The 20,415-nt window shown below is 63.4% G+C and carries 19 protein-coding genes; 9 read left to right on the forward strand and 10 right to left on the reverse strand.

Features of this window, described 5'->3' with window-relative positions:
• Positions 1–30: 30 nt before the first annotated feature.
• Positions 31–1,572: a 2-polyprenylphenol 6-hydroxylase gene (gene ubiB / locus QU596_RS01405; RefSeq protein WP_308516574.1), complete on the reverse strand. Its 1,542-nt coding sequence runs from the start codon at positions 1,570–1,572 to the stop codon at positions 31–33.
• On the reverse strand, positions 1,569–2,315 hold the full coding sequence (locus tag QU596_RS01410) for a class I SAM-dependent methyltransferase (RefSeq protein WP_308516576.1): 747 nt from the start codon (positions 2,313–2,315) through the stop codon (positions 1,569–1,571). The genes ubiB and QU596_RS01410 overlap by 4 nt, the downstream gene beginning before the upstream one ends.
• A gap of 52 nt (positions 2,316–2,367) precedes the next feature.
• Here QU596_RS01410 and mutM point away from each other — a divergent pair, with 52 nt between their 5' ends.
• The 3 genes from mutM to dnaA all read left to right on the forward strand — a co-directional run bounded on the left by mutM (position 2,368) and on the right by dnaA (position 5,296).
• On the forward strand, positions 2,368–3,174 hold the full coding sequence (gene mutM / locus QU596_RS01415) for a bifunctional DNA-formamidopyrimidine glycosylase/DNA-(apurinic or apyrimidinic site) lyase (RefSeq protein WP_308516579.1): 807 nt from the start codon (positions 2,368–2,370) through the stop codon (positions 3,172–3,174).
• Positions 3,175–3,271: 97 nt separating this feature from the next.
• On the forward strand, positions 3,272–3,535 hold the full coding sequence (gene rpsT, locus QU596_RS01420) for a 30S ribosomal protein S20 (protein WP_308516580.1): 264 nt from the start codon (positions 3,272–3,274) through the stop codon (positions 3,533–3,535).
• A 417-nt stretch (positions 3,536–3,952) separates the two neighbouring features.
• Complete coding sequence (dnaA, locus tag QU596_RS01425) at positions 3,953–5,296, forward strand: chromosomal replication initiator protein DnaA (RefSeq protein WP_308516582.1); 1,344 nt, start codon at positions 3,953–3,955, stop codon at positions 5,294–5,296.
• A 60-nt stretch (positions 5,297–5,356) separates the two neighbouring features.
• Here the strand turns inward: dnaA and QU596_RS01430 are convergent, their stop codons facing one another.
• From QU596_RS01430 to secB, 4 genes are all read right to left on the reverse strand, one after another.
• Positions 5,357–6,034, reverse strand: a complete 678-nt coding sequence (locus QU596_RS01430; protein ID WP_308516584.1) for a DUF4136 domain-containing protein — start codon at positions 6,032–6,034, stop codon at positions 5,357–5,359.
• A 92-nt stretch (positions 6,035–6,126) separates the two neighbouring features.
• Positions 6,127–7,122: a tryptophan--tRNA ligase gene (gene trpS / locus QU596_RS01435; RefSeq protein ID WP_308518019.1), complete on the reverse strand. Its 996-nt coding sequence runs from the start codon at positions 7,120–7,122 to the stop codon at positions 6,127–6,129.
• A gap of 1 nt (position 7,123) precedes the next feature.
• Positions 7,124–8,683, reverse strand: a complete 1,560-nt coding sequence (murJ, locus tag QU596_RS01440; protein ID WP_308516586.1) for a murein biosynthesis integral membrane protein MurJ — start codon at positions 8,681–8,683, stop codon at positions 7,124–7,126.
• Positions 8,684–8,707: 24 nt separating this feature from the next.
• Positions 8,708–9,220 carry a protein-export chaperone SecB gene (gene secB / locus QU596_RS01445; RefSeq protein WP_308516587.1) on the reverse strand — a complete coding sequence of 171 codons (513 nt, stop codon included), beginning with the start codon at positions 9,218–9,220 and terminating at the stop codon, positions 8,708–8,710.
• 182 nt (positions 9,221–9,402) lie between these two features.
• Between secB and QU596_RS01450 the strand changes: the two genes are divergently transcribed.
• From QU596_RS01450 to QU596_RS01465, 4 genes are all read left to right on the forward strand, one after another.
• A complete protein-coding gene (locus QU596_RS01450) occupies positions 9,403–10,056 on the forward strand; it encodes a Tim44/TimA family putative adaptor protein (RefSeq protein ID WP_308516588.1) in 654 nt (217 codons plus the stop codon).
• Positions 10,056–11,252 carry a murein transglycosylase A gene (gene mltA, locus QU596_RS01455; RefSeq protein ID WP_420030993.1) on the forward strand — a complete coding sequence of 399 codons (1,197 nt, stop codon included), beginning with the start codon at positions 10,056–10,058 and terminating at the stop codon, positions 11,250–11,252. The genes QU596_RS01450 and mltA overlap by 1 nt, the downstream gene beginning before the upstream one ends.
• A gap of 157 nt (positions 11,253–11,409) precedes the next feature.
• Positions 11,410–11,772: a Smr/MutS family protein gene (locus QU596_RS01460; protein ID WP_308516590.1), complete on the forward strand. Its 363-nt coding sequence runs from the start codon at positions 11,410–11,412 to the stop codon at positions 11,770–11,772.
• 75 nt (positions 11,773–11,847) lie between these two features.
• Positions 11,848–13,533 carry a putative bifunctional diguanylate cyclase/phosphodiesterase gene (locus QU596_RS01465; protein ID WP_308516592.1) on the forward strand — a complete coding sequence of 562 codons (1,686 nt, stop codon included), beginning with the start codon at positions 11,848–11,850 and terminating at the stop codon, positions 13,531–13,533.
• Here QU596_RS01465 and dapE read toward each other — a convergent pair.
• Positions 13,530–14,657: a succinyl-diaminopimelate desuccinylase gene (gene dapE, locus QU596_RS01470; protein WP_308516594.1), complete on the reverse strand. Its 1,128-nt coding sequence runs from the start codon at positions 14,655–14,657 to the stop codon at positions 13,530–13,532. The genes QU596_RS01465 and dapE overlap by 4 nt on opposite strands.
• A gap of 150 nt (positions 14,658–14,807) precedes the next feature.
• Between dapE and QU596_RS01475 the strand changes: the two genes are divergently transcribed.
• Together QU596_RS01475 and QU596_RS01480 are read left to right on the forward strand one after the other, a co-directional pair.
• Positions 14,808–16,886, forward strand: a complete 2,079-nt coding sequence (locus QU596_RS01475) for a TonB-dependent receptor plug domain-containing protein (protein ID WP_308516595.1) — start codon at positions 14,808–14,810, stop codon at positions 16,884–16,886.
• A 31-nt stretch (positions 16,887–16,917) separates the two neighbouring features.
• Positions 16,918–17,382: a cupin domain-containing protein gene (locus QU596_RS01480; protein WP_308516596.1), complete on the forward strand. Its 465-nt coding sequence runs from the start codon at positions 16,918–16,920 to the stop codon at positions 17,380–17,382.
• On the opposite strand, the gene QU596_RS01485 is transcribed toward QU596_RS01480, so the two are convergent.
• Genes QU596_RS01485 through yidC form a run of 3 tightly spaced genes read right to left on the reverse strand, consistent with a single transcriptional unit; the run spans position 17,379 to position 20,402 of the window.
• Positions 17,379–18,047 carry a glutathione S-transferase family protein gene (locus QU596_RS01485; protein WP_308516597.1) on the reverse strand — a complete coding sequence of 223 codons (669 nt, stop codon included), beginning with the start codon at positions 18,045–18,047 and terminating at the stop codon, positions 17,379–17,381. The genes QU596_RS01480 and QU596_RS01485 overlap by 4 nt on opposite strands.
• Before the next feature lie 10 nt (positions 18,048–18,057).
• Positions 18,058–18,699: a ribosome biogenesis GTP-binding protein YihA/YsxC gene (gene yihA, locus QU596_RS01490; protein ID WP_308516598.1), complete on the reverse strand. Its 642-nt coding sequence runs from the start codon at positions 18,697–18,699 to the stop codon at positions 18,058–18,060.
• Positions 18,696–20,402: a membrane protein insertase YidC gene (yidC, locus tag QU596_RS01495; RefSeq protein WP_308516599.1), complete on the reverse strand. Its 1,707-nt coding sequence runs from the start codon at positions 20,400–20,402 to the stop codon at positions 18,696–18,698. Before yidC ends, yihA begins: the two co-directional genes overlap by 4 nt.
• Positions 20,403–20,415: the final 13 nt, after the last annotated feature.

Consider the following 20,415-nt stretch of genomic DNA (forward strand, 5'->3'; position numbering starts at 1 on the left):
CGTTGCGAGCGTCAGGCTATCTGAACGCGTCTATCGTGCAAGCAGGATTGCGGCGGCTGCTGCCGCCCCGGCCAGGCCCGCCAAGACCGCAGTCGTCAGATAGCCGAGCCCACGCGCAGGTCGAACGATGGCGATGTCCGGCAGCGGCGGCGGCGGCGGTGCGGCGCCGCGCGGCGGGTAATATTCGTCGAGCCGGTCGATGAGCTTGGGGAGTTTTTTCATCGCGCGGACCAGGTCGATGATGCGGTCGGCGTAGTAAGCTTCCGGACCGAGTTCCGAGCGCATCCACTCGCGGAGGAACGGTTCGGCGGTCTCCCACATGTTGATGTCGGGATCGAGCGCGGTGGCCACGCCTTCATTCATCACCATCGACTTCTGTAGCAGCAGCAAGTGGGGCTGCGTTGGCATGTCGAAATCGCGGGTGATCGAGAACAGGCTTTCGAGCATGCGCCCGACCGAGATGTCCTTGACCGGCAGGCCGCGGATCGGCTCGCCCGCGGCGCGCAGGGCGGTGGCGAACTCCTGCACATTGTGATGGCCGGGGACGTATTGCGCCTCGAAGTGGATTTCCGCGACGCGGCGGTAATTGCCGGTGATCAGCCCATAGAGGATCTCAGCCAGCCACATGCGCGCTCGCCGGTCGACGCGGCCCATGATGCCGAAGTCGATCGCTGCAATGCGGCCGTCCTTCAGGGCGAACAGATTGCCGTGGTGGAGGTCGGCGTGGAAGAAACCGTCGACGACCGCTTGGCGCAGGAAGGCGCGAACGAGCGTGCCGGCGAGGGCGTGGCAGTCCTGACCCTCGGCGATCAGCGCCTCGCGGTCGTTGAGCTTGATGCCGTCGAGCCATTCGAGCGTGAGGACGCGGCGCGCGGTGCGGCGCCAGTCGATCTCGGGCACGTAATAGCCGGGCTCGGCGACCATGTTCTCGCGAAGCTCGGAGGCTGAGGCGGCCTCGCGCTGGAGATCGAGCTCGCGCGCGGTCCATTGCTTGAACTGCGCGACCACCAGGCGGGGACGAAGGCGCTGCAGCTCGCCGCCGTAGCGTTCGGCGTGTGCGGCCGCCCATTCGTAGGTCTCGATGGCCTTGGTCAAATCCTCTTCGATGCCCGGGCGCAGCACCTTCACCGCCACGTCGCGGCCGTCGGTGGTGACGGCGCGGTGAACCTGCGCGATCGAGGCGGCGCCCACCGGCGTCTCGTCGAAACTTGAGTAAAGCGTTTCCAGCGGCGCGCCGAAGGAGGCTTCGATCGTCTTCTTGATGAGCGCGAACGGGGCCGGTGGCAGGTCGTCCTGCAATTGCGACAGGTTTTCGGCGGCCTTCTCGCCGACGAGATCGGGCCGGGTCGAGAGCGCCTGGCCCAATTTGATGGCTGCCGGGCCGATCGCGGTCAGCGCGGCCGCATATTGCGGCACTGCCGGGCCCCGCGCGCCAAACCGTGCGATGCGCACCAAGCGGCGAACAGGCCGCGGCGTCATTGGATCCGCCTCTATCCCGCGCAGCGCGCCGTGGCGGGCCAGCGTCCGGCCCCACTTCAACAAACGCCACAGATGGGTGACGGAAGCGGTCAAATCTTCCAGCCCGAATGGATGGTGACGAGGCCGCCGAGCATCGGCTCGGCGCTGGCGCGAACGAAGCCGGCTTCGGCGATCATCGCCTTGAACGCATTCGGCTTGGGAAAGCGGCGGATGCTTTCGACGAGATAGCGGTAGCTGTCCTCGTCATTGGTTACGAGCTTGCCGACCTTGGGAATGACGGCGGACGAATATGCGTCGTACAGGTTCGAAAAACCCGGCCAGTCGCTCGACGAGAACTCCATGCAGAAAAAACGGCCGCCGCGCTTGAGCACGCGGCGTGCTTCGCGAAGCGCCACAGGAATGTCGGTTACGTTCCGGATGCCGAAGACGATGGTGTAGGCGTCGAAGCTGTTGTCGGCGAAAGTCAGCCGCTCGGCATTCTCGACCTGCCATGTAAGGCCATCGAGCGCTTTTGCATCGGCGCGCTTCTGGCCTTCGCCGAGCATGTCGGCGTTGATGTCGGACACGGTCACTTGGGCGCCGCGGCGCGCCATGCGGAACGCAATGTCGCCGGTGCCGCCGGCCATGTCGAGGATGCGCTCGCCCGCGCGCGGCTTCACGCGGTTGACGAAGCGGTCCTTCCACAGGCGGTGCATGCCGCCGGACATCAGGTCGTTCATCAGGTCGTAGCGCCGCGCGACCGAGCTGAAGACCTGGCCGACGCGGCGCGTCTTCTCCTCGGGGCTGACCAGCTCGTCACCGAAATTGACAGGGGCGGAGTTAACGGGGTCGTTCATGGGGACGCGGCTCTAGCGGGGTTGCCGACGCTCCGCCATACGGTCGCACGTCATGCCTGAACTTCCGGAAGTCGAGACGACCGTTCGCGGCCTTGAGCACGTGCTGAAGGGCCGGCGGATCGCGCGCGTCGAGGCGCGGCGAGCGGACCTGAGGAGATCGTTTCCGCAGGATCTCGGACAACGTCTGACGGGTGCGCGGATCACAAGCCTTGGGCGGCGCGCCAAATATGGGCTGATCAACACCGATCGCGGCGACACGATGATTTTCCACCTCGGCATGTCCGGGAGCTGGCGGATCGACCATGCGGAGTTGGGCAAGCACGATCATCTATTACTCGAGACCGACGACGGACGGCGGCTCGCACTGAACGATCCGCGGCGGTTCGGGTCGGTGGACCTGGTTCCGACGGACGAACTCAACGAATGGCCGGCGTTCGCTGCACTGGGGCCCGAGCCGCTGACAATCACTCCCGAGGAATTGCGGCGGCGGCTCAGCGAGCGGAGCGCAGCGATCAAGCTGTTGTTGCTCGATCAAAGCATCATTGCCGGCCTCGGCAATATCTACGTCTGCGAAGCATTGTACCGCGCAGGCATCAATCCCAAACGTCCGGGTGGTTCGATTTCGCCCGCGCGGCTGCGCAAGCTGGTGCCGGCGATCCATGCCGTGCTGGAAGAAGCCATCGCCGCAGGCGGCTCGACCCTGCGCGATTTCGCAAGCCCGACTGGCGAGCTTGGTTATTTCTCGAAAAGCTTCTCCGTTTACGACCGAGAGGGTAAGCCTTGCGCGTGCGGCGGGACGGTCAAGCGAATCGTCCAGGGCGGCCGCTCCACCTTTTACTGCCCGCGCTGCCAGCACTGACGACCGCCGTTGACCTCGTGCACCCTTTTGAGTAGGGGACGCCCACTTCGGTGCGAGCCTTGGGGCCGCGCCGTTTTCATTTAGACCGAGGAAGACAATGGCGAATACGCCGCAGGCCAAGAAGCGCATCCGTCGCAACGCGACGCGCCAGACGATCAACCACGCACGTGTCAGCCGCATCCGGACCTTTATCAAGGCCGTCGAGGCGGCTATTGCCTCGGGCAAGCAGGCGGACGCCGCCGATGCCCTCAAGAAGGTTCAGCCGGAGATTGCTCGCGGCGTGGCTCGCGGAGTTATCCACAAGAACACGGCCGCGCGGAAGTTTTCCCGCCTTTCCAAGCGGGTTGCCTCGCTCGGCTAAAAACCCGTCCTAAATGGGCTTGAAACGGGCCGTCGGGAAACCGGCGGCCCGTCTCGATTCTGGACTTGGGAAAAACGTAGCAATTTCCGCGATTCGCGCGGAGGAGGTCCGAGCGGCGATAATTGCTATTGGCGGATTTTAGCCAATTTTTGAAGTTTTGGCCGAAATCCAGTGTCAAGGCTGATTATTTCATTTCTATGAAAAACGGCACTTGCATGCCGCGTCCGACAATCTCAAAAAGGTCTTTCCGGGCGCGAATCCGCGCTGGGGGCAAGAGAGAAGGAAATTCACCGGCGCGCGACTCGGGTCGCGGGCAGCGGAGAAGGCTTGTCTCTTGTTGGGGGCAGTTTGAGTTGGAGGCGCGGAGCAGTGCAAGCCGGAAGTGCGAACGCGACAGCAGAGACGGTTGAACCGTCTGTGGCAGCGCCCATCGAGGCGGCCTGGGAGTCGATTCGCACCGGACTTCGCCGCGATCTCGGGACCCGCACGTTCGATGGTTGGCTAAAGCCCGCGGAGCTTGGCCAGTTCGAGCCCGACAACGGCGCGCTCGACATCGTCATGCCGAGCCAGTTCATGGCGGACTGGGTGCGTTCGCACTTCGGCGAGCGCCTGACGCTCGCTTGGAAAACCGTCCTGCCAATCGTCCGCGAAGTGCGCGTCATTGCGGCGGCCGACGCGCCGCGGCCCGCGCCGCTCCTGATCCTCGAGCAGACTCCTCAGGCCGAGCGCGATCCCAATGCGCCGAACTTCGACCCGCGCTATCGGTTCGAGACGTTTGTCCTGGGTAAGGCCAACGAAGTTGCGGCGACCGCCGCGCGGACCTTGGCGACTTCACCGACCGTCAGCTTCAATCCGCTATTCATTCATGGTGGCACCGGGCGCGGCAAGACCCACCTGCTGCACGCGATCGGTCACGCTTTCCTGGTGCGCAACCGCAGCGCGCGCGTCGTGTCGATGTCGGCCGAGAAGTTCATGGTCGAGTTCATCCGCGCACTTAAGGATAATGACACGATCGGGTTCAAGCAGCGGCTGCGGAGTGCCGACCTGCTGCTGATCGACGACGTCCAGTTTATTGCCGGCAAGGATTCGACGCAGGAAGAATTCTTCCACACGATGAACGAGATCATTACCGCCGGACGGCGACTGGTGATTACGTCGGACCGCGCGCCTCAGGACCTGGACGGCATTGCACCGCGGATCCTGTCGCGCCTGTCGTGGGGCCTCGTCGCGGATATCAATACCGCTGACTACGAACTGCGGTTCAACATCATCCTTGCCAAGCTCGAGGCACTTCCGGGCGTGGAGATGCCGCGCCCGGTGATAGATTTCCTCGCACGCCGCGTGACCAGTTCGATCCGCGAACTCGAAGGTGCGCTCAATCGCATCGGCGCGTACGCGATGATGACGGGGCGGACGATCGATGTGGCTTTCGTCGAGGAGGTACTGGCGAACGTCCTTCGGGCCAATCAGCGTCGCATCTCCATCGACGAAATTCAGACGCAGGTTGCGGAGCATTACCGCATCCGCAAGGCGGAGATGACGTCGGCGCGACGCGCACGCGAGGTTGCGCGTCCGCGGCAGGTCGCGATGTACCTTTCAAAGCAACTGACGCCCAAGTCGCTGCCGGATATCGGACGGCGGTTCGGGGGCCGTGATCACACCACGGTCATCCACGCAGTTCGTCAGATCGAAAAGCTGCGCGCCAGCGATGCAGAGCTGGATGCGGATATTCGCCTGCTGACCCGTCAGCTCGAAGGCTGAGCCAAAACAAAAGGCCCGCCGGATCGCTCCAGCGGGCCTGATGTCTGCAGATTGTCGAGATTAGCCGCGCGGTTGCTGCCGCGGTGGGATGGTGATGCGGACCGTTTCGCCGCTGCGGCCGGGGAAGCCGGTGAACATCGCGTCCACGAGGGCAGGGACCACAATGTCCATCCGGTTCGTCTCCGAGCGAGCCTGCGCCCGGCCGTCGAACAGCGGCGCATTGGTGCCCGCTTGACGGATGTGCAGGTCGATCTGGCTGCGATACTCGACATAGCTGTCGATATCGCGGCCGCCGTACCAGAAGGGGTCATCCCACCCCCAGCGATAGCCGTAGCCGAACCCAAACCCAAAGCGCGGGGAATAGAACGGCGAATAGAACGGATCGCCGAATGCGCCCCACGGCCGTGACGCCGGGAAGCCTGGCGAGGACACATAGCGGACCTGACCGCGATCGATGCCATAGCCGAACTGCACGATCATGTTGGCCGAGCGCGCGTCCGTCGCGGGCGCATAGCCACGCGCCTGTAGCTGCTGGGCGACAATCCCGGCATAACGCTGGAATTCAAGACCACCATTATTGGCCATGCCGCCAACCGGCACGACGAAGAACGTCTGGCCCTGCGGCGCCGGCATTGCCTGGTAACGGGAAACGGTGGTGCTGATCGATTCAGCGCAGGCGCTGAGCGCCACCGCCGACACGCCGAGCCCAATGGCTGCGGCAAACTTTTTGATACGCATAATTACACCCCTTGGTCGGGAATGAGGTTGCAACGCTGGACAGTGGCTGCCGTATAGCATGTCACGGGGTGAACCCGCGATGAAGCGAGCGACTAGCGGGATAGGCCGACCGCATCATAGGCCGCGTCCAGGGTTGGCGCTCCTAACGAGGCCGCGCGCTCAGACCCCGCCGCGAGAATACGGTCGAGTTCGGCGGGATCGGCGCGGAACTGTTCGAGCCTCATCCGCAGCGGTTCCAGTAAGGCGATCAATGCGTCCGACAATGCTGGCTTGAAGGCGCCGAAGCCTTGGCCGGCGAAGCGGCCGAGGACCTGATCCACGGTCTCACCCGTCACCGCGCCATAGATTCCAACCAAGTTCTTAGCCTCAGGTCGCTCGTCGAGCCCCGACACGTCCGCCGGCAGCGGCTCGGGATCAGTTTTCGCCTTCCGAACCTTCTGCGCGATCAGGTCATTGCTGTCGGTGAGCAGAATGCGGCTCATTTCCGAGGGATCGCTCTTCGACATTTTCGCGCGGCCGTCGCGTAGGCTCATCACGCGCGCGGCGGTGCCCCCGCCGATAAACGGCTCGGGCGGGACGAACAGGTCGACATCGAAGTCCGTGTTGAACTTGAGCGCAATGTCGCGGGTCAGTTCGACATGCTGCTTCTGATCCTCACCGACCGGCACGTGAGTCGCGCGGTAAAGCAGAATGTCAGCCGCCTGGAGCACGGGATAGGTGAACAGGCCGACCGAGGAGCCCTCGCGGTTCTTGCCGGACTTCTCCTTGAATTGCGTCATGCGGTTGAGCCAGCCCATGCGCGCGGTGCCCTGCAGGATCCATGCGAGCTCAGCATGCGCAGGGACGGACCGCTGCCGAAACAGGATCGACCTTGCGGGATCGATGCCGCTAGCGATTAGGGCCGCCGCCATTTCGCGGATATTCGAGCGGAGCTGCGCGGGGTCGACCTCGACCGTCAGTGCATGCAGATCGGCAAGAAAGAAGAGGCATTCGGCCTCGTCCTGCATCCGGACCCAGCGGAGGATGGCGCCGAGCAGGTTGCCGAGGTGGAGGTCGCCGGTCGGCTGGATACCCGAGACGACACGCATCTTATCCGGCATCGGTGTACGGCCTTCTGCGGCGGAGGAGCGAGCGCAATTCCTCACGGTCGGTGCCGCCAAGGACCCAGACCAGCGGGAAATAGACTGCCATGCCGCCGCCGACGATCGCGATGACGCCCGCGAGGCGATGCCCGAGCGAACCAGTGAACCAGCCGGACAGCCCCATGCGAATGGCGATGAGCGCCGCAACCATCGCGGCCGCCGCAATCAACTGACGCCCAATTCTCGACGCCAGCCAGCCCTCGATCCGGAAATGCCCGCGGCGGTGGAGGATGACGTAGAGGATCGTGCAGTTAAGCCATGAGCAAATCGCGATGGCCGAGGCGAGGCCGGCGATCCCGAAAGGCGGGATGAGCAGGAAGTTGAGCACCACCGTGGCGACGAGAACGAGTGCGGCGACCTTGACCGGCGTGCCCGTGTCCTGCCGGGCGTAGAAGCCGGGCGTGAGTACCTTTACCAGGACGTAGGCAGGCAGTCCGAGCACGATAATCGACAGCGTGAGCGCCGTCAGCCGGGCATCTTCGGTCGTGAACTTGCCGCCCTGGAACAAGGCGGAGACGAGCGGGAAGGCGCTGACGGCCAAGGCGGCAGCGGCGGGCAGGCAGAGCAGCATCGCCAGTTCGGCGGCCTGACCTTGTACCTTGGAAGCTTTATCCGGCTCGTTCGCACCGACGTGGCGGCTGACCTGGGGGAGGATCGCCGTGCCGAGCGCGGCCCCGATGACGCCGAGCGGAAGCTGGTTGAGGCGGTCCGCGTAGTTGAAATAGCTCATCGCCCCGGTACCGATCCGGGTCAGGAAGAAGGTGTCGATGAACGCGCTGATTTGATAAACGCCAGCGCCCAAGGTCGCGGGGACGACCACGCGCACGAATTGCCGAACGCCGGGCGTCAGGCGTGGCCGACGCCATTTCAGCACGATGCCGGCGCGCGCGCAGGCCGCGAGCAGCAGGCCGAGCTGGAGCACACCGCCGGCGGTGACCGCGATGGCCAGCGCGATAGCCGTGGTTGTGCCGCCGACCTGCACAAAGATCAGTGCGGCAAGCATCGCGAGATTGAGCAGGGCAGGGGCGAACGCAGCGGCCGTGAACCGGGCGAGCGAATTCAGGATGCCGGAGAAGAGCGACACCAGGCTGATCAGAATCAGGTAGGGGAAAGTGATCCGCGTCAGGAAGGTGGCAAGCGCCAGCTTTTCATTGTGGTAGCCGGAGATCGCGAAGACGAACGGCCCCATGATGATCTCGAAAACGATGGTGAACAGCACCAGCGTCGGCGCGAAAACCGCGAGCACTTCCTCCGAAAAATGCCGGGCCTCGGCGTCTCCGCCAGGTCCGTGGAGACGCTGCGCATAAAGCGGGACGAAGCCCGCCGAAAAGGCACCTTCGCCGAACAGGCGGCGAAAGGTGTTGGGAAGGCGAAAGGCGACGAAGAATGCGTCCGCCTGCCAGCTCGCGCCCATTACGCGCGACATCAGCATTTCGCGCGCGAAACCGGCCACGCGGCTGACGAGCGTCAGCCCGCCGATCGTGCCGGTGGACTTGATCAGGTTCATCGGCTTTTCCCGCTCCGGCGGAAGTTAGACTTCAGTCGGGTTTGGCTGGTCGTTGCCGTTCAGACCCTGCTGCTGCTGCGCTTCGATTTGCGCCATATAGGCCGACGCGAAATCGATCGGATCAAGCATCAACGGCGGGAAGCCCATGCTCGACACCGCGTCAGAAATGACCTGGCGAGCAAACGGGAACAGCAGGCGCGGCGCCTCGATCAGCAGGAACGGCGGCATGGCTTCCTGCGGCACGTTCTGGATGGCGAACAGGCCGGCGTAGCTCAGGTCGACGACGAAATGAGCGCCGTTGTCGGACTTGGCCGAAATGTCGAATTTCAGCGTTACTTCATGGACGCTCTCGCCAGCGTCCTGGACGTTGAGATTGAACTGCACGTCGAGCTGCGGCTGGATTTGCCAGGAATAGACTTGGGGTGCGCTCGGATTTTCGACCGAAAGATCCTTCACATATTGCGCGAGGATCGAAACCTGCGGTTGGCTGTTCAGGTCTGCGCCATTGCCATTCGCGCCGGGTTCCAAGTCCGCCATTTAGTGCTGTCCTTACAAAATGTTGTGCTGTGCCGGAGCCGCTTGAGCCGAGCGGCGTTGCAGGTGTCGAGCGCCTAGCAGCCGCAATTATGGGGCGCAATGCTGCCTTCGCGCGTTGGCGGTGTTGGAAAATTTACGAGAAGCGCACTATGTTGAGCGCCAAGCACTATAGGACGTAACAATTGGCCGTCATCGTCATCCTTGCCCTTGTCGCCCTCTTCATCGGGCTTCGCCTGTATAGCGTACTCGGCGAGCGCACGGGGCATGAGCAGCAGCCGATTCTGAAGCCTGCCGAGACCGAAGCGCGCGCAGCGCCCCGAATGGCGCAACCGGCGGCGGCCACAACCGCGCCTGCCGACACCGGCGACATGGCTTATGTGCCGACCGCCGGCCCGGGCGTACGTGCCATCCTCGCCGCCGACTCGAGCTTCGACGTCGCTCGCTTCCTGGAAGGTGCCAAGGCTGCTTACCGCATGATTATGGAAGCCTTCTGGAAGGGCGATCTGGAAGCGCTGAACAACCACGTCGATGAACATGTTCGCGAGGCCTTCGCGGCGGCAGTCGAGCAGCGAAAGGCTGACGGCCTGACACTGGATAATCGCCTCGTGTCGATCGACCATGCTGTCATCTCGGAAGCGGCGCTCGAACGCGGTGTGGCGGTGCTCACCGTGCGCTTCGAAGCGGATATTGCCGCGGTCACGCGCAACGCTGAAGGCCAAGTCGTCGCCGGCTCGCTCAGTGACGCGGTACAGACCCGTGACCTGTGGACATTCCGCCGCGACACCAATTCGCGCGATCCCAACTGGCTGCTGATCGAAACCGACGAGGAAGAGTGATCTTCTCTCTGAGGGCCGCTGCCCTCGCTTCCTTCGCTCTACTGGCTGCCTGCGCGACACAGCCTCTTCCGGCACCCGCACCGGCGCCTTCGACGCCCGTCCAGCCGGTGCCGGCTCCGCTTCCACCGGCGATCCAGCCGCCTGCTGCTCCAGTTGGACGCAATGCGGTCGAGACCGGCGTCAAGCTGGAAGCGCCGCGGACGTTGAAAGCTGAGGAGGCTGCACGAGCTCTTGCCGCATTCAGGATCTCCTGCCCGGCGCTGCTTAAGCGCACAGACTCTTCCGGGCTGACGCTGGCAACCGACTGGCAGGGTGTCTGCGCGCAAGCCGCGTCGCTCGACCCTGCGTTCGCGCCAGGTTTCTTCTATTACAGATTCGACTGGGTGCGCGTGGGCGAGGGGCGGGCTTTCGCGACCGGCTATTATGAGCCGGAAATCGAAGGGTCGCGGACCCCGCAGCCCGGCTACGTTCCGGTGTACCAGCTGCCGGCCGACCTCGTCCGCTGCACCAAGGCCGATGGGACGATGGGCCGCGGCCGCATCGATCAAAGCGGGACTTGCGTGCTCTATTTCACGCGAGCTGAAATTGAGGACGGCGCGCTGAACGGCCGCGGGCTGGAACTGGTCTGGGCCAAGGATCCCGTTGACCTGTTCTTCCTGGAGATTCAGGGATCCGGTCGAGTCCGCTTCGACGATGGCACCGTGATGCGCGTTGGCTATGCCGGGCAGAACGGCCGTGATTATGTCGCGATCGGTCGTCTGTTGCGCGAGCGCGGCATTCTGCCGCCCGGCGGCGCGAACATGCAGGCGATCCGGGACTGGATCAAAGCCAACCCCGATCAGGGCCGCGCCCTGATGCGAGAAAACCTTTCCTACGTCTTCCTGAAGGAATTGACCGGCCCGGGTCCGCTAGGCGCCATGAACGTGCCCGTGACGCCCCATGCATCCGTCGCGACCGATCCGAATTACGTCCCGCTCGGCGCCCCGATTTACATTGCGAATGCGGATCGGCCTGAGATCCTTGGCCCGTGGGTAGCGCAAGACACGGGTGGGGCGATCAAGGGCCCAAATCGCTTTGACACTTTCTGGGGCGCGGGGCCCGAGGCGGTAGCGCTCGCCGGCGGCATGTCGGCGAATGGAGAGGCCCTAATCCTGATCCCCAAGGGCACGGCTGCCCGTGCGCAAGCTCGCCCCTGACGAGGCCGAGCTTTGGGCTCGGGTCGCCGCAACTATCCGACCGCTGTCACGCGACACGCCAAGACCAATGGTCGCCGCGCCAGCAGCGCCAGCCCAACCAAAAACCGCGATCCGAACAGCCAGCCCCCCGTCGAAGGCTCCGGCAAGGACCGCCCCTGTGCCCATCGGCGAAAAAACACTGGATGGGTCGTGGGACAAGCGCATCCGGGGCGGCGACCTCGAGCCTGATCGTATTCTCGACCTGCATGGCATGAATCTCGATCGCGCCTGGACGGCGATCGACCATGGCCTCGAACAGGCGATCAGGAGGGGCGACCGCATCGTCCTGCTCATCACTGGTCATCATCGGCACGGCGAGCCGCCGGTGCAGCGCGGCAAGATCCGCGCGGCAGTACACGACTGGCTGGCGGCCTCGCGGCACGCAGGCGACATTGCCGCTGTTCGCGGCGCTCATCGTCGTCATGGCGGCGGTGGCAGCCTTTATCTCGTTTTGAGACGACAAAAGACGTCTCGCGAATAACCTTTTCTTAGCCTTGATTCATTACCGCGGGGGCGTGGGCGGGAATTTTCTGCCCAGCGAGGCGCAACCGGACCCATGACCGCAGGCACGGCCCAGAAGATCAGCAACGCGATCCTGTCGTGCGGTGCTGGAGTCGCTTCGTTCCTTTTTTCGCTTGGCGCGCTGCTGACGCTCACCGAACTGGATCAGAAGGTCGTTGCAGCGCTTGTCGCTGGCGCGTTCTGTCTGTTGGTCAGCTACGTCGCCGCAGAACGTCCAAATAGCGAAAGCGCTCGAGCGCTATCGGCGCTGAGCGAGCGCCTGCTAGCGGTCGAAGACGGAGATCTGGTATCGCCCGCGCCGCCGTTAGTTCAGCGGAACATGCCCAAGGTTGCAACGGCCGTCGACAGCCTGTTCGCCGAAGTACGCGCCTCGATTGAAAACGCGCACGCGCTTGGGATGTACGATCCCGTCACTTCGCTTCCCAATCGTCTGCATTTCCGTTCAGAAGCCGACAAGCTGCTCCACCAGACAACGGCAGGCATGCTTTCGGCCATGCTGTTCGTCGACCTCGACCGCTTCAAGATGGTTAACGACAGTCTCGGTCACGCTCGCGGCGATCAGCTCTTGATAATGGTTGCCAACCGCCTCCGTGTCGTCGTGAATGCGGAATTTTCGGGAAGCGCCCGCAGCCGACCTTTGCTGGCGCGGCTGGCAGGTGATGAGTTTACCATCTTTTTCCCGACCATCGAGTCCTCTGAAGAGATCTGTCGCGTGGCACGGCGTATCGTGCTTGCCATTTCAGAACCGTTCGAGCTCAGCTCGCATAGCGTCGATATTGGTGCGTCGATTGGCGTCGCGCTGGCGCCCGAGCACGGCCAAAGTGTCGAGGCGCTGATGCGAGCGGCGGACATTGCCATGTATCGCGCGAAGGGTCGCGGCGGTGGACAGCACTGCCTGTTCGATGCCGCGCTGGCCGCCGACCATCAGCAGAAGATCGACACGGAAAAGGCGCTTGGCGATGCTGTCCAGCGCAATGAGTTCGTGCTGGCCTTCCAACCGCAGATGAGCTTGGTAACGGGCGAGGTTGTGGGTGCGGAGGCGCTGCTGCGCTGGAACCACCCCCGCGACGGCTTGCGGATGCCGTCGAGCTTCATTCCAATCGCCGAGCGGACCGGCCTGATCTCCGAGGTCGGCGAGTGGGTGACCAATGAGGTAGCATCAAACCTGGCAGCGTGGCAGCGCGACGGCTTTGATGCTCGGATCGCCTTCAACATCAGCCCGCGCCAACTCGATCGCCCGGACTTTTTTACACGTCTTCGCCAATGCTTCGCAGACGCAGGCGTGCCGTTGTCATTGATCGAGCTGGAGTTCACCGAGAGCGCAGCAATGGAAGTCGGAGCTGGCGTTCTGGACGAGATCGGCGCCCTCCGCAGAGAGGGTGCGCACGTCGCTATCGATGACTTTGGAACAGGTTATTCCAACATCGCGCGCTTGCGAGCTATGCCGCTTGATCGCGTCAAGCTCGACCCGTCACTCATCGCCGACATTGAGAATAGCGAGAAGGCGCGAGTCATCGTGCAGGCGGTCATCCAGCTGATCAAAGGCGTCGGCTGCGAGATCGTCGCCGAAGCGGTCGAGACCGTCGCGCAAGCCGACATATTGCGCGCGATGGGCTGTGATGTCGTGCAGGGCTTTGTGTTTGCTGAGCCAATGTTCGAGGAGGAGTTCCTCGCCTGGACCGGCAATGCGCGCGGCCGCTCTGCCAAGAGCGTCGCCTAGCCTAGAACTTTCCGCACCACGCGTTCGTAAATGCGCGAGAGCGCGTGGATGTCTTCGACGGCTGCGCATTCCCCGACCTTGTGCATCGTCGCGTTCGGCAAACCGAAATCGACGACGGGGCAAAGCTGAATCAAAAAACGACCATCGGACGTGCCGCCGCTGGTCGATAGTTCGGGCTTACGGCCCATCTCCTCTTCAATTGCAGCGACCACGACGTCGAACAATTGGCCAGAGGGCGTGAGAAAGGCTTCGCCCGAAATCCTCGCCCGGATTTTGGTCCCCGGTGCCTTTCGCTCCGCTATCTCCTCCACCAACCGCACCAGATCTTCTCCGCGATGCAGATTGTTGAAGCGGATGTTGAGTTGCGCCGTCGCGGTCCCCGGGATGACGTTGCTTGCATCCGTCGGCGTCGAGATGGCGGTGAATTCCAGGTTTGACGGTGGGAACTGTTCCGTGCCGTCGTCCAGATGAAGCTCATCCAGGGCGGCAATCACGCGGGCCAGCGGCGGGATCGGATTGGTCGCACGATGAGGATAGGCAACGTGACCCTGCACGCCCGGTGCCTCGATCCACATATTCACCGATCCCCGCCGCCCAATCTTCACCGTGTCGCCGAGGCGATCGACCGATGTCGGCTCGCCGATAAGGATCATGTCCGGTCGGATTTGCCGCTCATTCAGCCAGTCGATGATCCGCGGGGTGCCGTAGGTCGCATAGCCCTCTTCATCGCCGGTGATCAGAAACGAAAGCGTCCCATCGCGCGTGTCGAGGCGCGAGACCGCGCCGACATAGGCTGCGATTGCGCTCTTCATGTCATTGGCACCGCGGCCGACCAGCACCCCGTCCACAATCTCGGCACCAAACGGATCGCCGTTCCAACCTTCCCCGGAAGGAACGACGTCGAGATGCCCTGCAAAGCCGAAGTGCGGCCCACTATCGCCGCGAATCGCGACCATATTTTCGGTCGGGCCGTCGGGCGCTTCGCCCATGACCCATCGATGGACGGCGAAGCCAAGGGACGTTAGCGCATCGCCGAGCACGTCGAAAACTTCGCCACTCGCGGGGGTGACGCTTGGGCAGCGGATCAGCCGCTGCGCGAATTCGACCGGATCAATGGCTACCATGTCGCCTGCCTAGCAAGCCGCAAGGCGCCGGCAAATGCCACCGCTCGTCGTTCATTCGTCGGTTCGTCGATTTCCCGCTTGCGCTACCAACGCTACAAATGTAGCACGCTACAAATGTAGCACCGGTGGTGCGCGTTCAGGGAGTTTCCGGTGCCGATCCATTTCGTTCGATCTTTGTTGCTCGCAAGCGCGGCCGCCGCAGTCGCAGCGCCGGCATTCGGACAAACCACCCCGGCGCCTATTGCGAAGGCCGTCGATGGCAGAAGGATCTACACCGCTGCCGACTTCACGCGCTTCGCGCCCAAGACGGCGTACGACATGCTGGTCCAGGTGCCGAGCTTCTCGATCCGCTCGGCGGACCAGGAACGGGGACTTGGTCAGGCCTCCGAAAACGTGCTCATCAACGGCCAGCGGGTCGCCAACAAATCCGGCGGCGCCGTCGATCAGGCACAGCGCACTTCCGCCGCCAATGTCGACCGGATCGAAATTGTCGACGCGGCCAGCCTCGACGTCGCCGGGCTATCCGGGCAGGTCGCCAACATCATCCTGAAGTCGAGCCCGAAAGGCGGGTCAGGCCAATATGAATGGTACGTCAACTGGCGGGCGCATTATGCCGAGCCGGAGTTCCTTGGCGGTTCGATCAGCTATTCGAATAAGGTCGGACCGGTCGATTACACGATATCCGTCAAGAACCAGTCGGGCCGCGGTGGTCTGGGCGGTCCGGTCCGGCTTTACGACCGCGATCGCAACCTGATCGAAAGCCGGACCGAATTCTATCACTCCGAGTTCGAGCAGATCAGCACGCAGCTGAAGATGGCGATCGATGGGCCCGGCTCGTCGCTTGGGAACCTGACGCTTGGCTATCAACCCTACACCAATCCGGAATCGCTGCGGGACACGCGAATTCTTGCGAACGGCGAGCGTCGCAGCCGGGTCTACTCCGGCAGCCTCGCTGGCTACGTCGGCGACATTAGCGGCGATTACGAGTTCGCATTGGGCCCGGGCCGGTTGAAGCTGATCGGCTTGCGCCACTGGGAGCATGAGCCTCTCTTCAACACGCAGATCCTGTATTTCGACACGACCCATGCCGATCCGGACGGCACACGTTTCAGCCGGGATTCGCACATCGGGGAGACGATCGGCCGCGCCGAATATCACTGGAAGAGCGGCAAGAACGACTGGCAGTTTTCCTTGGAGCGAGCCTTCAATTCGCTCGACCAGCATGGCCGGCTGTTCCTGCTCGACCCGCAGCGGGAGTTTGCCGAAGTCGACTTTCCCGAAGGCAGCGGGAAAGTCACCGAAACGCGCTACGAAGGCATTGCGACCTTGAGCCGCCCGTTAACGCCGAAACTCGACCTGCAGGTGGCGGCAGGCGCCGAGATTTCGAAGCTCGACCGTGTCACGGATGACCAGCCCGCGCGGAAGTTTTTCCGGCCCAAGGGCAGCGTGACGCTCGGCTGGCGCCCGGCGAAGGGGTGGGACGTCAGCCTCAAGCTCCGCCGCCGCGTGGGACAGATCAGCTTTTACGATTTCCTCTCACAGCCGCAGTTGGAGCAGGACCGCGAGAATGCGGGCAACCCCGACCTCGTGCCGCCGCAGAGCTGGGAGATCGAGACGGAGATCGGCCGTGATTTCGGCAAGTGGGGAAAAACGCGGCTCAACCTGCATTATTATCGCATCGAGGATATCGTCGACGTCATCCCCATCGGGACGGACGGGCAGGGCGTCGGCAATTTGCCGCGGGCACAACAGGCCGGCTTCGAGAGCGTCAGCACCTTGCTGGGCGATCCGATCGGCTGGAAGGGTGCCAAGCTGGACCTCACGGTCGGCGGCGAATGGTCGTCCGTTCGCGATCCGCTGACCCACGAGAAACGGCCGATCGGCGGCAATCGCGATCGCTGGATGAGCGCCCGGATCCGTCACGACATTCCCGGCACGCCATTCGCCTGGAGCGCCTACGTCCAGCATAACCATTATGCGAAATATTATTATCTGACCGAGGTCTACAGCTCGCTAGACCTGCCGTGGATCTCCGGCTTCTACGTCGAGGACAAGAACGTGATGGGGCTGACCGTCCGGGCCAGCGTCGACAACATCTTCAATGGCAAGCACATTTACCACCGGACGATTTATGGCGGGTACCGAGATCGCTTTCCGGTCACGACCTATGAAAATCACGACGACATCGTCGGCCCGTTGTTCAAGGTGTCGGTGAAGGGGACCTTCTAGCGGCGGTGCGCGAAACTGCTATTGTCCTGCCATGCCCAAAGTCGACCTGGACGCCATCCCGCAAGTCAATCGCACCGGCTATCCGGCGCCCTTCGACGAGGCGGTGGCGGGACGCTGGCAACGGCGCCTCGCCCCGGCCGTGGGATTGACCGAATTCGGCGCGACGCATGTCGTCCTGAAGCCGGGCGCCTGGTCGTCCCAGCGGCATTGGCACGACGGCGAAGACGAATTTCTCGTCATGCTCACCGGAGAGGCCGTGCTGGCTGAGGACGATGGCGAGACCCTGCTACGCGCTGGTGACATCGCTGCTTGGCCCAAGGGGAGCACCAATGGGCATCACCTGCGCAATGAAAGCGACGCGGACTGTTCGTTCGTCGCGATCGGGGCGGGGGCCAACACGGGCGGCGGCTATTCCGACATCGACATGATCTTCACGCCCGAGGGTACCTATGCCCACAAGGACGGCACGCCTTACGACGCCAAGCGCCAGCCTTAGGCGGCGCCCTCGGTCTCGTACTGTTCGATCACCCAGGGCTCGTCCTGGGCCTTGTCGATCCACTCCGCCACGTGCGGATGCGACAGCACGTTTTTCATGTAGACGCCGGCAAAGCTGGGCACGCCGACGCCATAGGTGATCAGGCGCGTGACCACGGGCGCGTACATGATGTCCGCGGCGCACCACTCTCCGAATAGGAAATCGCCGGTTCCGCCCCAGCGGGCGCGGGCTTGCGCCCATAATTGCAGGATCCGCTCGACCTCGCCCCTTACGCCCTCGCTCAAATCCTTGGGCGGGAAGCTCTTGCGGACGTTCATCGGCAGTTCGCGGCGCAAGTTTGCGAAGCTGCTGTGCATCTCAGCGGACATCGACCGCGCGACCGCGCGCGCGCCTTCGTCTTCCGGCCAGAATAGGGCAGGCCCGTAGCGGTCGGCGAGGAAGTCGATGATTGCCAGGCTGTCCCAGACGACGATGTCGCCGTCCCACAGGATTGGCACCTTGCCGAGCGACGGCGCGAACTCGTCGCCTTCGCGACGCTGCTCCCACTCCGCGTCGAACATCGGCACCACGAGTTCCTCAAACTCCTCGCCAGTTTGCTTGCAAGCGAGCCAGCCGCGCATCGACCAGCTCGAATAAGCGCGATTGCCGATGATCAGCTTGAACAAGCCCGTCTCCCTAGGTCGTCGCGGCTTCGAGGATGGCCGTCCGCAATTCCGCGATCCCGCTACCGGTTTCGCTGGACGTAGTGAAGATCGTCGGGTGAGCGGCCGGGTGCTTGGCGGCTTCGACGCGCGTGGCCTCAAGTGTCTTGGCAAGCTCGGTCGGCTTCACCTTGTCGCCCTTGGTCAAGACCACGTGATAGCTGACCGCTGCGTCGTCGAGCATTTGCATCATCTCGCGATCGACGTCCTTCAGACCATGCCGCGAATCCACCAGCACCAGCGCGCGCTTCAACGGCCCGCGCCCGCGCAGGAAATCGTTCACGACGCGCTTCCATCGCTTGACCATGTCGCGCGGGGCCTCGGCGAAACCGTAGCCGGGCATGTCGACCAGCCGCAGCTGCAGCGGTTCGCCCACGTCGAAGAAGTTGAGCTCCTGCGTCCGACCAGGCGTATTGGACGTCCGCGCCAAACCCTTGCGGTTGGTGAGCGCATTGAGCAGCGAACTCTTCCCGACGTTCGAACGGCCGGCAAAAGCAACTTCGGGCGCATCCGGATCAGGCAGGAAGCGAAGATCCGGCGCCGATTTCAGAAACGTGATCGGCCCCGCAAAGAGCTTCCGCGCGCGCTCCGTCAGCTCTTCGTTCGCCTCGCTCACGTTGCGACCGGGTGCGTGTCTTTAAGGTGCAGTCCGTACTTGCGGTACAGCCACCATTGCTGCGCCATCGTCAGCACGTTGTTGGTGATCCAGTAGAGCTGCAGCCCCGCCGCGAACGGCGCCATGATGAACACCAGGAACCAGGGCATGATCGCGAACACCTGCGCCTGCGCGGGGTCCATCGGCTGCGGGTTGAGCTTCATCGAGCCCCACTGCGTCGCGCCGACGAGGATCGGCAGCACACCGATCGCTAGGAACGCCGGCGGGGTGAAGTGCAGCAGGCCGAAGAGGTTGACCGGGGTCAGCGGGTCCGCTGCCGACAAATCCTTGATCCACAACGCGAACGGCTGATGGCGCATTTCGACGCTGACCAGCAGCACCTTGTAGAGCGCATAGAAAACCGGGATCTGCAGCAGGATTGGTAAGCAGCCCGCCGCCGGATTGATCTTCTCGGCCTGATAGAGCTTCAGGATTTCCTGCTGCTGGCGCTGCTTGTCGTCCTTGAACCGCTCCTGCAGCGCCTTCAGCTTGGGCTGGATCTTGCGCATGGCGGCCATCGACTGGAACTGCTTCTGCGCAATCGGGAACATGATCGCGCGGACGATGAGCGTCAGGCAGATGATGGCCACGCCGAAATTGCCGACCGTGTGGAACAGGAACATCAGCAGGTCGAAGATCGGCCGCATGAAGAATTCGAACCAGCCCCAGTCGATCGACTTGGACAGCTTCGGAATGCCGGCATCCTCGTAGCGATCGAGCCAGGCCTTCTCCTTCGCGCCCGCAAATAGCCGCGTCTGCGTTGTCGAAGTCTGGCCGGGTGCGACCGTGATCGGTGCGAGAGCATAATCGGCCTGATACCCGCCGCTCGGACTGCGGCGGAAATCGGCAGCCATGCTGCCCTGCGGGATTAGGGCCGTGAGCCAATATTTGTCGGTGAAGCCGAGCCAGCCGTCGACATTGTTGAAGGGCTGCGGCCCATCTTCGTCGAGGTTCTTGTAGTTCACGTCGTAATTGGCCTTGCCACCGAAGAGACCGATGGGCCCGACGTGGTTCGTCCAGCTATCGGGGTCGTGCGACTTCTCGGCGCGGCTGACGAGGCCGATCGGCCGCAATATGAAGGGGGCGCTGGAGCCGTTGGTGACGCTCTGCGCCACCGTGAACAGATAGCCGTCGTCCACCGCGATTTTGATCTGGTAACGCGCGCCGTCGGCCCCTTGCGAAGTCAGCGTGACGGGGCGACCGGGAACGAGCTCCTGGCTATCGGCAGTCCACATCGTATCCATGCCAGGAGCCGCGCCGTTCTGGGCGGTCCACCCGAAGCTGGCGAGATAGGCTCCCGGCGCGCCGAGCGGGGAGAACAGCCGCACGGGCGGGGAGTTCTTGGCGATGGTCTGCCGTTGATCGAGCAGCACGAGATCGTCGATCTGTGCGCCCTTGAGGTTAATCGAGCCGCTCAGCGACGGCGTGCGGATCGCAACTCGCTGGGAGCTTCCTAATGCAGCCGCAACCGACATCGTCGCCTTGGGCGTTGCGGGTGCCGACGGTTGCGCGTTCGGCTGTTGCACTGGCTGCTGTTTGCCCGCTTCGATCTTTGTGCTTGGAGGATTCGCAGTCGGGAAGAATTTGTTCGCCGCCCAGCTCCAGCCGAGCAGGACGAGCGCGCTCAGCACCACCGCGAGGATCAGGTTCTTGCTGTCGTTCACTTAACTTTGATCC

The organism is Sphingomonas flavescens (assembly GCF_030866745.1).
Classification (GTDB): domain Bacteria; phylum Pseudomonadota; class Alphaproteobacteria; order Sphingomonadales; family Sphingomonadaceae; genus Sphingomicrobium; species Sphingomicrobium flavescens.

Excerpts from the sequence above, each read along its gene's own strand:
- QU596_RS01465 (WP_308516592.1), top strand. The coding sequence starts at position 11,848 with ATGACCGCAGGCACGGCCCAGAAGATCAGCAACGCGATCCTGTCGTGC.
- mutM (WP_308516579.1), top strand. The coding sequence starts at position 2,368 with ATGCCTGAACTTCCGGAAGTCGAGACGACCGTTCGCGGCCTTGAGCAC.
- murJ (WP_308516586.1), bottom strand. The coding sequence starts at position 8,683 with ATGAACCTGATCAAGTCCACCGGCACGATCGGCGGGCTGACGCTCGTC.
- QU596_RS01410 (WP_308516576.1), bottom strand. The coding sequence starts at position 2,315 with ATGAACGACCCCGTTAACTCCGCCCCTGTCAATTTCGGTGACGAGCTG.
- rpsT (WP_308516580.1), top strand. The coding sequence starts at position 3,272 with ATGGCGAATACGCCGCAGGCCAAGAAGCGCATCCGTCGCAACGCGACG.
- QU596_RS01430 (WP_308516584.1), bottom strand. The coding sequence starts at position 6,034 with ATGCGTATCAAAAAGTTTGCCGCAGCCATTGGGCTCGGCGTGTCGGCG.
- trpS (WP_308518019.1), bottom strand. The coding sequence starts at position 7,122 with ATGCGTGTCGTCTCGGGTATCCAGCCGACCGGCGACCTCCACCTCGGC.
- dapE (WP_308516594.1), bottom strand. The coding sequence starts at position 14,657 with ATGGTAGCCATTGATCCGGTCGAATTCGCGCAGCGGCTGATCCGCTGC.
- secB (WP_308516587.1), bottom strand. The coding sequence starts at position 9,220 with ATGGCGGACTTGGAACCCGGCGCGAATGGCAATGGCGCAGACCTGAAC.
- QU596_RS01480 (WP_308516596.1), top strand. The coding sequence starts at position 16,918 with ATGCCCAAAGTCGACCTGGACGCCATCCCGCAAGTCAATCGCACCGGC.